Origin of the sequence: Bradyrhizobium sp. SZCCHNR1015, from assembly GCF_032489875.1 — a bacterium.
Taxonomy (GTDB): domain Bacteria; phylum Pseudomonadota; class Alphaproteobacteria; order Rhizobiales; family Xanthobacteraceae; genus Bradyrhizobium.
In genome coordinates this window covers 1-13,047 of record NZ_JAUEYW010000005.1, presented here as the reverse complement: position 1 = coordinate 13,047, position 13,047 = coordinate 1, and the positions used below count along the sequence as shown (strand labels likewise).

The window sequence follows — 13,047 nt, the reverse complement described above, 5'->3', positions numbered from 1 at the left end:
CCAAACATCGCTCAACGAGCCCGCCGCAACGTGTGAAGAATGTCCGAGCCGGGAAAACCAGCGGGTGCCGCGCAAATGCGTATCGTATTGCCCTGTGCGCTGCAAGATGGGGGTCCATGAGACCTTATGAGGTGGTCTGGTCCTCCAGGCGGCCCAAGGATTCATCACGCCCCAGGATCGCCAGAACGTCGAAAATGCCGGGTGAGGTGGTTCGGCCGGTGAGCGCCGCGCGCAGCGGCTGCGCCACCGCGCCCAGCTTGAGATTGTTGGCCTCGGCAAACGCACGCAGCGCGGCTTCCGTGGCCGGTCCGCTCCAGGACTCGACAGCGGCCAGCGCGTCATGCAGCCGGCCGATCAAGGCGCGGCTGTCCGGCGTCAGCAGGGCGGCGGCCTTGGCGTCGATCGGAAGCGGCCGGTCGGCAAAGATGAAGGCGGCGCCGTCGATCAGCTCCAAGAGTGTCTTGGCGCGTTCCTTCAGGCTCGGCATCGCCAAAGTGAGCTGCGCGCGCGTGGCGTCGTTGAGCTTGGCTTTGAGAGCCGCGCCGTTCGGCACGTAATTCAGCACGTCCTCGAACTGCCGCACCAGCGCCGCATCGTCGCTGTGACGGATGTAGTGGCCGTTGAGGTTCTCGAGCTTGGCGAAATCGAAGCGCGCTGCCGAGCGGCCGATCGCCGGCAGGTCGAAAGCTTCGATCATCTCCTCGGTGGAGAAGATCTCCTGGTCGCCATGGCTCCAGCCGAGCCGTACCAGGTAATTGCGCAGCGCCGACGGCAGATATCCCATCGCGCGGTAAGCATCGACGCCGAGCGCGCCGTGGCGCTTCGACAGCTTCGAGCCGTCGGGCCCGTGAATCAGCGGGATGTGCGACATCGACGGCACCGTCCAGCCGAGCGCATCGTAGATCTGCTTCTGGCGCGCGGCGTTGATCAGATGGTCGTCGCCGCGGATGATGTGGGTGACGCCCATGTCGTGGTCGTCGACGACCACCGCCAGCATGTAGGTCGGATTGCCATCGCCTCGCAGCAGCACGAGGTCGTCGAGGTTCTCGTTCTGCCAGACCACGCGGCCCTGCACCTGATCCTCGATCACGGTCTCGCCGGTCAGGGGCGCCCGCAGCCGGATCGTCGGCTTGACGCCTTCGGGCGCCTCCTTCGGATCGCGGTCGCGCCACAGCCCGTCATAGAGCCGGGTGCGCCCTTCCGCGCGCGCCTTCTCGCGCATTGCCGTCAGCTCCTCGGCGGTGGCATAGCAGCGATACGCCATGCCGCTGGCGAGCAGTTGCTCGGCGACCTCGCGATGGCGCGCGGCGCGGCTATATTGGTAGATGACCTCGCCGTCCCAACCGAGTTCGAGCCATTTCAGCCCGTCGAGGATGGCGTCGATCGCCGCCGTCGTCGAGCGCTCGCGGTCGGTGTCCTCGATTCTGAGCAGCATCTTGCCGCCGCGGCCCCGCGCATACAGCCAGTTGAACAGGGCCGTCCGGGCACCTCCGATGTGGAGAAAGCCGGTCGGAGAGGGGGCAAAGCGTGTGACGATCGGGGAGGTCATGGGCGGCAGCACGAAATCCAGGCAGGGGCTATGAAGGGCGGGGGGTGTATAGCAGGCCTATCGCATAACTAAAGCCTTCCTTGGGGGAGGCGGATTTGGCAGATAGGCTGCCAAATTCCGGAGCAGGATATTCTTGATGACCACGACGACAGACACGGCGGCGACGGCAGAGGCAGGGCGCGACTTTATCCGCGACATCGTCCAGGCCGATCTCGACAGCGGCAGGCACAAGACGGTCGTCACCCGGTTCCCCCCGGAGCCGAACGGCTATCTGCATATCGGCCATGCCAAGTCGATCGGTCTCAACTTCGGCATTGCCCAGGAGTTCGGCGGCCGCTGCAATCTGCGCTTCGACGACACCAATCCGACCAAGGAAGAGCAGGAATATATCGATTCCATCCAGGCTGACGTGCGCTGGCTCGGCTATGACTGGGGCGACAACCTGTTCTTCGCCTCGGACTATTTCGAGCGGCTCTACGACTGGGCCGAGGGCCTGATCAAGGCCGGGCTCGCTTATGTCGACGACCAGACGCAGGAGGAGATCCGGCTGTCGCGCGGCACGCTCACCGAGCCCGGCAGGAACAGCCCGTTCCGCGACCGCTCGGTCGAGGAGAATCTCGACCTGTTCCGGCGCATGAAGGCCGGCGAATTTCCCAACGGCGCGCGCGTGCTGCGCGCCAAGATCGACATGGCGGCCGGCAACATCAACCTGCGCGATCCCGTGCTGTACCGGATCCTGCACGCCCATCACCCGCGCACCGGCGATACCTGGAAGATCTATCCGAGCTATGATTACGCCCACGGTCAGTCGGATGCGATCGAGGGCGTGACGCACTCGATCTGCACGCTGGAATTCGAGGATCACCGGCCGCTCTACGACTGGTTCCTGGACAAGCTGCCGGTGCCGTCGCATCCGCACCAGTACGAATTCGCGCGCCTCAATCTGACCTACACCCTCTTGTCCAAGCGCGTGCTGACGCGGCTGGTGCAGGACGGCCACGTCTCCGGTTGGAACGATCCGCGCATGCCGACCATCGCCGGGCTGAAGCGCCGCGGCGTGCCGCCGGCGGCGGTGCGCGAGTTCATCAAGCGCATCGGCATCGCCAAGGCCAACAGCATCGTCGATGTCGGCATGCTCGAATTCTGCATTCGCGAGGAGCTCAATCGCACGGCGCAGCGCCGGATGGCGGTGCTGCGGCCCTTGAAGGTGGTGATCGAGAACTACCCGGAAGGCCAGGTCGAGGAGCTCGAGGCGATCAACCACCCCGACGACGCTTCCGCCGGCACGCGCAAGATCGCCTTCTGCCGCGAGCTTTATATCGAGCAGGACGACTTCATGGAGAACCCGCCCAAGAAGTTCTTCCGCCTGTCGCCCGGCAACGAGGTGCGGCTGCGCTACGCCTATTTCATCAAGTGCCGCGACGTGATCAAGAACGATGCCGGCGAGATCGTCGAGCTGCGCTGTACCTATGATCCGGCGACCAAGGGCGGCAACGCGCCGGACGGACGCAAGGTCAAGGCGACGATGCACTGGCTGCCGGCGGCGCAGTCGCTGAAAGCCGAGATCCGCATCTACAATCAGCTGTTCGCCAATCCGAGTCCGAACGCCGCCGACTTTACGGCCGACCTCAATCCCAACTCGTTGGAAGTGCTGACCGACGCCCGCATCGAGCCGGCGATCGCCGCGAGCAATTCGGACGCGCCGATGCAGTTCGAGCGCCAGGGCTACTTTGTGCGCGATCCGGACTCGACGCCCGACAAGCTCGTGTTCAATCGTACCATCGGCCTGCGCGACACGTTTGCGAAGGAGGTCGCCAAGGGCTGAGGCGAGCGGAAGCCGCGGGACGCTTGCAGCTCAGCTGATCGCGTCCTGGCCGGCGTTCGTCAGGGTCGGCACACCGTCGGTGAGCTCGACGAGCCCGCGCTCGGCGAGGAGCGAGAGGTCTTCCTCGGCGACTGGGGACAGCGTGAGCCGGTGGGCCTTGATGTCCCGGAGAGTCCAGCGGAGGTGGATCGCCCTCTCGAGCGCGAGATCGGCGAAGGGGTCGTCAATACCTTTAGCGTCCATACCCCGATAAGCGCGTGCGACGCGAAAAGTTCCAAGCCAGGTGCGCGTGCAGAAAGCCAGGATTCCCGTTCCGTTCTGCTAGGCGGCCTCGCGCAGCTTCCGATAGCCTTCCCGTCCGGTCGGGTCACGGGTGGTGTTGGCAATGGCGGAGCCGGTCAGGCCGCCAGCAGGACGTCCAGGAGGGCGGCGCGGGATCGCGGGCGTGATGGCCGACGTCTGGCCGCCGCGGGGCGCGCTGGCCGGCGGCTGGCCCGCGATCCGGCCCGGCGCGTCATCGGCGTTCGCCGCGCGCCTCAAGATCTGGGCGGCCGAGGAGGCCGGCGCGGGGCGGCTGCTGCCCTGGGTGCCGGTGGCATTCGGGGCCGGCATCGCGCTGTATTTCACCGCCGATCACGAGCCTGTGCTCTGGATCGCCGCCATCACGGCGGCGCTCCTCTGCCTCGTCGCCATCATGATGCGGCGGCATCGGCTGTTTCCGGCTGCCGTGATGATCGCGGCGGCGGCGTGCGGCTTTGCCGCCGCGACCATCAAGACCGCGCGGGTGGCGCATCCGGTGCTGGCGCGGCCGCTGTATTCGGTGGCGCTGTCCGGCTTCGTCGAGGCGCGCGACATCCGCGAGCGCAGCGACCGCATCGTGCTGCGCGTCACCGCGATGGAGAGCCCGCGCAACGCGATCACGCTGGCGCGGGTGCGGCTCGCGGTGCGCAAGGGCGCGGCGCCCGAGGTCGGCAGCTTCGTGCAGCTCAAGGCGCGGCTGCTGCCGCCCATGGCCCCGGTGCGGCCGGGCTCCTACGATTTCGCGCGCGACATGTTCTTCCAGGGCATCGGCGCCTCCGGCTTCGTGATGGGCGCGATCACGACGGCGCCGCCGCCGCAGGCCGCCGGCTTCGGCCTGGGCTATGCGGCGGCCATGCAGGGCCTGCGCGATGCGATCGATGCGCGCATCCGCGGCCGGCTGTCGGGCGACGAGCGGGCGATTGCCACCGCGCTGCTGACAGGCCGGCGCGACGCCATCACGCCCGATGTCAACGACGCGATGTTCATTTCCGGCCTCGGCCATGTGCTGTCGATCTCAGGCTATCACATGGCGGTCGTGGCCGGCGTCGTGTTCTTCGCCGTGCGCGCGCTGCTGGCGCTGATCCCCGGCCTTACCGTCAGCCACCCGATCAAGAAATGGGCGGCGGCCGCGGCGCTGGTCGCGGCGGCGTTCTATCTGTTGCTCTCAGGCGCGGAGGTCGCGACCCAGAGATCGTTCTTCATGACGGCCGTGGTGCTGATCGCGGTCATGGTCGACCGCCGCGCCGTCACTTTCCGCACGCTCGCGGTCGCGGCGATGATCGTGCTGATCGCAGCCCCCGAGGCGCTGGCGCATCCGAGCTTCCAGATGTCGTTCGCGGCAACGCTCGGCCTGGTCGCGCTGGTGCAGTTCGGCCTGCCCAGGCTGTTCGCGACGCCGGACAGCTCCACGACGCAGCGCGTCGCGCTGTGGGGCGGGCGCGAGCTCGCGATGCTGCTGCTGGCCTCGCTGATCGCCGGGCTCGCGACCACGCCCTATGCCGCCTTCCATTTTCATCGCGTGACGCCCTATGGCGTGCTCGCCAATCTCGCGGCGATGCCGGTGGTCTCGGCGCTGGTGATGCCGGCCGGCCTGATGGGCTTGCTGGCGGCGCCGTTCGGCCTGGATGGCGTCTGGTGGTCGCTGATGGGCCTCGGCATCGACTGGATGATCGCGGTGACGCGCTGGGTGGCGGCGCTGCCGGGCGCGGTCGGGCGCATCCCGGCCTTCGGCATCGGCCCGCTGATCCTGGCCAGCCTGGGCGTCATCCTGATCGGCCTGCTGCGCACACCGCTGCGCTGGTTGGGCGCCATGGGGCTTTTGGCCGCCACCGCCTGGGCGGCCGCGACGCCGCTGCCCGACGTCCTGGTCGCCGGCGATGGGCGCGCGGTGGCGGTGCGCGGCCGTGACGGACGCCTGCATGTGATGCGCGCCGGCAAGGATGTGTTCGCCACCAAGGAGTGGCTCGCGGCCGACGCCGATGCCCGGCTGCCGGCGGACGCCTCGCTCGCCGATGGCGTCTCCTGCGACGAGGCGGGCTGCGTGGTCGCGATGGCCGACGGCCGCTTCGCCGCCATGACCTTGCGCGCTGAGGCGCTCGCCGACGATTGCGCCCGTGTCGCGCTGATCGTCACCGCGCGCGCCGCGCCGTCATCCTGCGCGGCGGCCGTGATCGATCGCGAGCGGCTGCGGCAGCAGGGCGCCTTGTTGCTGGTGCAGCAGGGCAAAGGCTTGGCCGTGACGCCGACGCGTGCCGGCGGCACCGACCGCCCATGGTGGCCGGCGCCCGCCGAGGCCGGCGAGTTCGACACGACGCTGACGCCGCGTGCGCCGGCCGCGCGGCTTCAGGACGCGACGCCGCCGGAGACGGAGCAGGGCGAGCAGGATTGAGCGCCGGGCAGCTCGAAGGTGCCGAGATGATACTCGGTGTCGTCTGGTCCATCGAACAGCGAGGGCCCTTCGACCAGCGTGAACGCAGCGCCCGGATAGCGTTGCCAGATGGCGACGTCATCAGCCGTGACCGTCAGCCATCCGAACGCAAGCATGTAGCGGCCGGGCTCGGTGATCCGTCCGGCCTTGTTCCAATCGATCTTGTTGACCACGGCGGCAAGCTCCCCCGGCAAACAATGCCGGCCGAGGGATGTCGTTCCTATCCGATGCGATGCCGGACGTTCGCCCGAGAGGACTTTGCGCTTGCAGAACCCAAGTCTACCAAGTCTCCCACCTTCGAAAGCGCGCTCACGACCGACAGAAATGCCGACGCGCAGACCCTCAGGTGATGCTGATGCGGCGAATCGGTGTGGCCTGCGACGTCGGCACGTCCTCGGCGATGTCCGGGCGGCGCTCTGCCGGCTGCTTGCTGACCGGCAATTGCAGCACGGTGACGCGCTGGCCCTCGCAGAGCTGGGTCACCAGCACGTGGCGGCCGTCGGCGAACTCGATCGCGTCGTGATGGCGATCGGGAATGTGCGTCTCGATGCTGTTGAACTTCGCGACGCGCTCGCGGATCGTCCGGGTCCAGAGCCAGCGGCTGTCGTAGCGGACGTCCTCGGCGAAGGCCAACTCGGTGCCGGGCAGCATGCAGACTGCGACGGTCGGCTCGCTCTCCAACGCGAAGCCGCGGGTGGCGGTGCCACGGAAGGTCATCGAGATCAACGTCTCGCCGACCTTGGCGGGACGGGACGCAACCGCATGGAGGCTGTAGTCACACATCGGATCGCTCCTCGTTGAGAGATAGCCGACCCACGCTCCCCCCGGACAGGCGCAGGCCTCTATCAGAGTGGACATCGATGGTGATGTTAGCGCGCGCTTCGCGGCAATTCTGCGCTGATCTGCATCGCGTGTGCCCGCGGCTGATCACAAGCGTTTGAGCATGCCGCGCTGCACATCATGAAGTGCATTCGCGTGTGACGTATTTGCTGGCCGCTTCCAGCTTGGCTGGCTTCTCGCTCGGCGGCGACAGCGCGTGCGCCCGCCGCCGGTCGACCGATCCCCTTCGCGATCAGTACTTGCGGTACAGCCCGACCAGCTTGCCTTGGATCTTCACCCGGTTCGGCGGCAGGATGCGCACCTCGTAGGCGGTGTTGGCCGGCTCGAGCGCGATCGATGCGCCGCGACGGCGGAAGCGCTTCAAGGTCGCTTCCTCATCGTCGATCAGCGCCACCACGATGTCGCCGGTGTCGGCGGTCTCGTTGCGCTGGATCAGCGCCATGTCACCGTCGAGGATGCCGGCATCGACCATCGAGTCGCCGCGCACCTCGAGCGCATAGTGATCGCCGTTGCCGAGCATGTCCGCAGGCACGCTGATGGTGTGGCTGCGCGTCTGCAGCGCCTCGATCGGGGTACCGGCGGCGATGCGGCCCATCACCGGCACCGCGACAGGGCGCTCGCCATCGTCTAGCGCGGGAGTACTGGTGCGCACCTTGCCGAGATTGCCTTCGATCACCGACGGCGTGAAGCCGCGACGGTTGCCCGCGGCCTGCGACAGCTCGGGCAGCTTGATCACCTCGATCGCGCGGGCGCGATTCGGCAGCCGGCGGATGAAGCCGCGCTCCTCGAGCGCCGTGATCAGGCGATGAATGCCGGACTTCGAACGCAGATCGAGCGCATCCTTCATCTCGTCGAAGGACGGCGGCACGCCGGCTTCCTTGAGCCGCTCGTTGATGAACCGCAGAAGTTCGTACTGTTTGCGCGTCAGCATTTCGACCTGGTCCCCGGTTTGTTGTTGTCCGAGTCCAGGAGCTGCGCCTTGAGCACAAGCCGGCTGAGAGCGCCCTGGAGTCGGACCGTCATCGCGTCGCCCGCAACATACTAAAAACAAATCATGAACGGACACTATATGTTCGATGTGTGTTCCGCAATCCTAAAAATATGATGAACGGACCGGGCTTTACCGGGGAAGCGGCTCAGTTCGGCAGGCGCAGGATCTCGCACGGGCTGCCGGCAGGCGCCTTCGGCGCAAACGCCGGCCGGATCACCAGCGCCTGCGACAGCGCGAGGTTCCCGAGCAGCGACGAATCCTGCTGGCTCACTGGGGTGGCTACCAGCGTGCCGTCGGCGCGCTCCTCGAGCTGCGCCCGCAGATAGTCCTCGCGCGAATCGTTCGCCCCCAACTCGCGGCCGAGCAGGGCGGTCTCGCGCGGCATCACGGCCTCGTCGCGGCCGAGCAGGCGCCGAATCAGCGGCACCATGAACAGGATGGCGCAGACATAGGACGACACCGGATTGCCGGGCAGTCCGATCACCCTGATGTCGCCGAGCCGTCCGTGCATCATCGGCTTGCCCGGCCGCATCGCGATCTTCCAGAACGCCATTTCGACGCCCTCGGCCTCCAGCGCCTGCTTGACTAGGTCGTGATCGCCGACCGAGGCGCCGCCGGTCGTGATCAGGACGTCGGCCTCTGCCGCGCGGGCGCGCCGGATTCCAGCGACCGTCGCCGCCATCGTATCCGCGGCGATGCCGAGATCGATCGGCGTCGCGCCCTCGCTGCGCACCAGCGCCCGCAGCGCGTAGCCGTTGGAATAGACGATCTGCCCCGGGCCGGGCGTCGAGCCCGGCATCACCAGCTCGTCGCCGGTGGCGAGCAGCGCCACCTTCGGCCGCCGCCGCACCGGCAGCGCCGGATGATTCATGCTGGCCGCCAGGGATAGGTCGCGGTCGCTGAGCCGGCGCCCGGCCTTCAGCAGCACCATGCCCTGGTGGAAGTCGACGCCGGCCGGCCGGATGTGCCGGCCTGTGATCGCGGCCTCGGTGATCACGACATGGCCGTCCTCGGCGATCGTGTCCTCCTGGATCACCACCGCGTCGGCGCCTGCGGGGACAACGCCGCCGGTGAAGATCCGCGCCGCCTCGCCGGGCCCGACCACGCGATCGAACGGCCGTCCCGCCGCGACCTCGCCGATCACCTTCAGCCGCGCCTTGGCCTTGGCTGCGTCGGCCGCGCGCACCGCATAGCCATCCATCGCCGACATCGCCTCGGGCGGCTGCGTCCGCAGCGCCGCGAGGTCGCGGGCCAGGATGCGGTGATAGGCCTCGTCCAGCCCGACCATTTCCTCAGCCAGCGGCTCGGTGCCGGCGAGCACCGCGGACAACGCATCGGAGACCGGCATCAGGGCCATGGGATTACCTTCGGACGAAGACGGGCAGATCGACTGAATCGCCTTCTAACCGAACGCGCACGGGGTGGCCAAGAGCCTAAGCCGCTCCCGGCTTTCCGATCGTCTGAAGGTGCGTCGCGTGGCCCGCCGCCTCACGATCGCGCGAGAAACTCTGCAATCATGCCGGGGGGGCAGTCGCGATCTGCTCACGTGCACACGGAGTCCCGACGGAGCTATCCGGCAGCCGCGCGACAGGCGGCGCGCTCGGTGGTGTGCAGGATGTCCGCCACCATGTTCCGCAGCCAGACCGATGCCGCGTCACGATCGAGCTGCAGCGGCCAGACCATCGAGACCGCCGGCAGCCGCAACTTCAACGGCGCCGGACAGAGCGCCAGCCCAAACCGGGGTCCGTAGAGCCTTGCCATCCGGGTCGGGATCGTGGTGATCACCGGTGACGCGGCCACCGTCGCCAGCACGCTGAGGAAATCCGAGGAGGCCGAGACCACGTTGAGCTCGGTCCCGATCTCGTCCAGCGCCGCCTCCAGGCAGCCCTGCAGGCTGTTGGTCAGCGTCACCAGTGCGTGCGGAAGCGACAGATAGGCATCCAGGCCGATCGGTGTTTTCATCGCGATGCGCTTTGGATTGTAGACGCAGCTCAGCGCCTGCTCGAACAGGAACTGGGATCGGTGCCGCAGCGCCACCGCCTCGAAGCAGCCGACGCCGACATCCAAGGCGCCCTCGTCGAGCAGACGATGCACCTCGTTGCGTTCGGTCGGACGGCTGAGAAGCCGCACGCCGGGCGCCGTTCGACGCAGCTCCGCCGTGAGTTCGGGGATCAGCAGCAGCTCGACCTCGCTCGAGAATCCCAAGCGGATGGTGCGCTGCTCGGTCGCTGGGTCGAACTCCGGTGCGGCGTGCAACGCAGCCTGCATCTGGGCCAGCGCCGCCCGAACCGGTCCGGCCAGCACCGCAGCCTTGGGGGTCGGCTGCATGATCGTGCCGACGCGGACGAACAGCTCATCCTGCAGCAGCACGCGAAGCGTCGACAGCGAATGGCTCATCGCCGGCTGCCCCACCTTCAGGCGCGCCGCCGCGCGTGTCACGCTGCGCTCCTGCATCAGCGCGTCGAACGCGACCAGCAGATTGAGGTCGAAGGAGCGAAGATCGAAATGATCGATGGACTGCATGAGTTGGATCGATTTGAGGAATGCATGACCTAATCGTAGATCTCGGCCCAGACAAGATCACCGTTCGGATCGAGGCCGCCAAACATGCAGGACATCACGACCTATCGCGTCGGGGACGCCACCATCAGCAGGATTTTCGAGATCGGTCTCGATGCGGTCGAGGGCGAGTTTCTGTTTCCAGGCGTGGACGCCGCCAGCATTGCCCGCGAACGCGGCCGTTTCGGGCCGGGATCGGTCGATCCGCGCACGGGATCGCTGCGCCTGAGCATCCATAGCTGGCTGGTGCGGACGCCGGAGCGCGTGGTGCTGATCGACACGGCCACCGGCAACGACAAGGAGCGGCCCGGCGCGGCCGTTCTGCATCGCCTGAACGAGCCGTTCCTCGACCGATTGCGGGCGGCCGGCGTCGCCCCCGACGATGTCGACCTCGTCCTGATGACGCATTTGCATGCGGATCACGTGGGCTGGAATACGCAGCTTGCCGATGGCCGCTGGATGCCGGTGTTTCCGAACGCCCGGCACGTTTTCTCGGGCCGAGAGCGCGCCTATGTCGCCGCCCTCTCGGCTGGCGACGGCTCGGACGCCGCGATCAGGGACGCGGCCGGGCTCGGACCCATGCTGCATCCACCGATGCCGGGGGTCTACGAAGACAGCGTGCTGCCGATCGTCGAGGCCGGCCTCGCGCGCGAGATCACGGTCGATGGCAGCGAGGTCGTCGACGGCTTCCGTTTTCTGCCGAGCCCCGGTCACAGCATCGATCACGCCTGCATCAGCTTCAGCTCGCGTGGCGAGCGCGCGCTGTTCTGGGGCGATGTGCTGCATCATCCGATGCAGGTCGCGCATCCGGACTGGAATTCGGTCTATTGCGAATTCCCGGAGGCGGCGCGGACCTCACGGCTATGGGCGATGAACCATGCCGCGGAGACCGGCTCCCTCGTGTTCACCACCCATTTCGCCGAGTCCTCGGCCGGGCGCGTCAGCCGCGACGGCGACCGGTTTGCCTGGCACTTCGCCTGATCCGAGATGGCCATGATCGATAATGCAACGTTCTCCTCGCGCATCGTTTCCGAGCGCCGCCTGATCGAAGGTCCGGTGTCCGATGTCCAGCTTCAGCTCATCAACAAGCGCCGGCACGACCTGCAACGCTTCTCGGCCGAGCGCACGCTGGTGATGATGCACGGCGCCACCTTTTCGTCCGCAAGCCTGTTCGACGTCACGGTCGATGGCGCCTCCTTCATGGATGTGCTGGCGCAGGCCGGCTACGACGTCTGGGCCGTCGACGCGCGCGGCTACGGCGGCTCCAGCCGGCCGCCGGAGATGTCGCGCGCGCCAGAGGAAGGTTCTCCATTGGTCAATGCGTGGACCGCCGTGGACGATTTCTCTGCCGCAGTGCATTTCATCCGCCGGCATCGCGATATCCCGCGCGTCAATGTGCTCGGCATGTCCTGGGGCGCCACGATCGCCGGCATGTTCGCGAGCGCGGCGAACGCGAAGCTCGAGAAGCTGATCCTGGTGACGCCGCTCTGGCTGTCGAGCGAGCCGCTGCGCATCGACACCGGCGGACCGCTCGGCGCCTATCGGATCGTCAGCCCGCGCGCGTTCGAGGCGGCATGGCGCGGCGCCGCTCCGGAGCACGCGCGGGACAAGCTGATTCCGGACGGCTGGTTCGAGACCTGGGCGCAGGCGACGCTCGCGACCGATCCGGACTCGCCGTACCCCGACGCGATCCGCGCGCCCTCGGGCGCGGTACAGGACGTCCGCGCGCATTGGACCGCGGCCAGGCCGACCTATGATCCCGGCAGCATCAACTGCCCGGTTCTCCTGCTCTCGGCGGAATGGGATGTGGATGTCAGCTTCGAGATGGCGCACGACCTGTTCGTTCGACTCGCGAGCGCGCCGTACAAGCGCCTGGTCGAGATCGGGCAGGGCACGCACATGGTCCTGATGGAGCGGAATCGACGGCAGGCGTTCGATGCAGTGATCGGATTTCTCAACGAACGCGTCGTGCCGGCGCGTTGATCATGGCGCGGACGATCTGCAACGGGCGGACGGCTTTCGTGCGGTCTGTTAGAGCGGATGTCGAATCCAGACATTCGGCTCGACATAGGCGGCATGGTCGTGCGCGACCGACGCGAGCACAGGCACGAGAGCACAGGGGATCTCGATCTCACCCGATCGATCGAAGGTCACGCCGGTCCATTGCGACCGCGGCCAGCGGACGCGCCGGGAGGCGGGCCGGACGGCGCCGTTGCCGGCGGCCGAATTTAGGATTCGCTTTTTCGGAAAAGTCTGCTATGCTGATTTGGTCCCGTGCTCGACAGGAGGGGCGCTTCGCGATCGTCACGGACGTGGAGCGCGGGATGCGGTGGCCGCGACGTGTCGCAGCGTGCTTCGGCATGTGGACGGACGGCATGGCGCGGACGTGAAGTCGCGTGGTCCTGGCATCCCGACGCTGATGCCAAGCCGGCGGGTGATGATGAGCCCGACGGCGACGGTGGCCAACAAGCCGGAGCACCGGGGAGCAACTGTCTTTTTTGTAGACCGGTGATCGGCCGGCCTCAAGGCTGGCGCGAAGGCGCGCCACCGCCTTC

General features: G+C 67.5%; 11 protein-coding genes. 4 read left to right on the top strand and 7 right to left on the bottom strand.

The window, feature by feature from the left end; translation table 11 throughout:
- Positions 1-124: 124 nt before the first annotated feature.
- Positions 125-1,549 carry a glutamate--tRNA ligase gene (gltX, locus tag QX128_RS10110; protein WP_316237387.1) on the bottom strand — a complete coding sequence of 475 codons (1,425 nt, stop codon included), beginning with the start codon at positions 1,547-1,549 and terminating at the stop codon, positions 125-127.
- 136 nt (positions 1,550-1,685) lie between these two features.
- Between gltX and QX128_RS10105 the strand changes: the two genes are divergently transcribed.
- The gene (locus QX128_RS10105) at positions 1,686-3,374 is read left to right on the top strand and encodes a glutamine--tRNA ligase/YqeY domain fusion protein (protein ID WP_316237386.1); all 1,689 of its coding nucleotides are present in this window, start codon (positions 1,686-1,688) and stop codon (positions 3,372-3,374) included.
- 30 nt (positions 3,375-3,404) lie between these two features.
- Here the strand turns inward: QX128_RS10105 and QX128_RS10100 are convergent, their stop codons facing one another.
- Positions 3,405-3,617, bottom strand: coding sequence for a hypothetical protein (locus tag QX128_RS10100; protein ID WP_315799746.1), 213 nt, complete (start codon positions 3,615-3,617; stop codon positions 3,405-3,407).
- A 142-nt stretch (positions 3,618-3,759) separates the two neighbouring features.
- Here QX128_RS10100 and QX128_RS10095 point away from each other — a divergent pair, with 142 nt between their 5' ends.
- Positions 3,760-6,063, top strand: a complete 2,304-nt coding sequence (locus tag QX128_RS10095) for a ComEC/Rec2 family competence protein (protein ID WP_316237385.1) — start codon at positions 3,760-3,762, stop codon at positions 6,061-6,063.
- On the opposite strand, the gene QX128_RS10090 is transcribed toward QX128_RS10095, so the two are convergent.
- The 5 genes from QX128_RS10090 to QX128_RS10070 form a co-directional block, all read right to left on the bottom strand.
- Positions 6,018-6,275, bottom strand: a complete 258-nt coding sequence (locus QX128_RS10090; RefSeq protein ID WP_410053145.1) for a hypothetical protein — start codon at positions 6,273-6,275, stop codon at positions 6,018-6,020. The two genes, QX128_RS10095 and QX128_RS10090, sit on opposite strands and share 46 nt — an antisense overlap.
- Positions 6,276-6,444: 169 nt before the next feature.
- On the bottom strand, positions 6,445-6,885 hold the full coding sequence (locus QX128_RS10085; RefSeq protein ID WP_315799749.1) for a hypothetical protein: 441 nt from the start codon (positions 6,883-6,885) through the stop codon (positions 6,445-6,447).
- A gap of 289 nt (positions 6,886-7,174) precedes the next feature.
- Positions 7,175-7,873, bottom strand: a complete 699-nt coding sequence (gene lexA / locus QX128_RS10080; RefSeq protein WP_006611089.1) for a transcriptional repressor LexA — start codon at positions 7,871-7,873, stop codon at positions 7,175-7,177.
- Positions 7,874-8,078: 205 nt separating this feature from the next.
- Complete coding sequence (gene glp / locus QX128_RS10075) at positions 8,079-9,290, bottom strand: gephyrin-like molybdotransferase Glp (RefSeq protein WP_316181289.1); 1,212 nt, start codon at positions 9,288-9,290, stop codon at positions 8,079-8,081.
- 212 nt (positions 9,291-9,502) lie between these two features.
- Positions 9,503-10,456 carry a LysR family transcriptional regulator gene (locus tag QX128_RS10070; protein ID WP_316181287.1) on the bottom strand — a complete coding sequence of 318 codons (954 nt, stop codon included), beginning with the start codon at positions 10,454-10,456 and terminating at the stop codon, positions 9,503-9,505.
- An 84-nt stretch (positions 10,457-10,540) separates the two neighbouring features.
- Between QX128_RS10070 and QX128_RS10065 the strand changes: the two genes are divergently transcribed.
- Together QX128_RS10065 and QX128_RS10060 are read left to right on the top strand one after the other, a co-directional pair.
- Entirely contained in the window at positions 10,541-11,473 is a 933-nt protein-coding gene (locus tag QX128_RS10065) for an MBL fold metallo-hydrolase (protein WP_316237384.1), read from the top strand.
- 12 nt (positions 11,474-11,485) lie between these two features.
- Complete coding sequence (locus QX128_RS10060) at positions 11,486-12,475, top strand: alpha/beta hydrolase (RefSeq protein ID WP_316237383.1); 990 nt, start codon at positions 11,486-11,488, stop codon at positions 12,473-12,475.
- Positions 12,476-13,047: the final 572 nt, after the last annotated feature.

Coding starts and splice junctions, on each gene's coding strand:
- QX128_RS10105 (WP_316237386.1), top strand. CDS start 1,686: ATGACCACGACGACAGACACGGCGGCGACGGCAGAGGCAGGGCGCGAC.
- QX128_RS10085 (WP_315799749.1), bottom strand. CDS start 6,885: ATGTGTGACTACAGCCTCCATGCGGTTGCGTCCCGTCCCGCCAAGGTC.
- QX128_RS10070 (WP_316181287.1), bottom strand. CDS start 10,456: ATGCAGTCCATCGATCATTTCGATCTTCGCTCCTTCGACCTCAATCTG.
- gltX (WP_316237387.1), bottom strand. CDS start 1,549: ATGACCTCCCCGATCGTCACACGCTTTGCCCCCTCTCCGACCGGCTTT.
- lexA (WP_006611089.1), bottom strand. CDS start 7,873: ATGCTGACGCGCAAACAGTACGAACTTCTGCGGTTCATCAACGAGCGG.
- QX128_RS10065 (WP_316237384.1), top strand. CDS start 10,541: ATGCAGGACATCACGACCTATCGCGTCGGGGACGCCACCATCAGCAGG.
- glp (WP_316181289.1), bottom strand. CDS start 9,290: ATGGCCCTGATGCCGGTCTCCGATGCGTTGTCCGCGGTGCTCGCCGGC.
- QX128_RS10095 (WP_316237385.1), top strand. CDS start 3,760: ATGGCGGAGCCGGTCAGGCCGCCAGCAGGACGTCCAGGAGGGCGGCGC.
- QX128_RS10100 (WP_315799746.1), bottom strand. CDS start 3,617: ATGGACGCTAAAGGTATTGACGACCCCTTCGCCGATCTCGCGCTCGAG.
- QX128_RS10060 (WP_316237383.1), top strand. CDS start 11,486: ATGATCGATAATGCAACGTTCTCCTCGCGCATCGTTTCCGAGCGCCGC.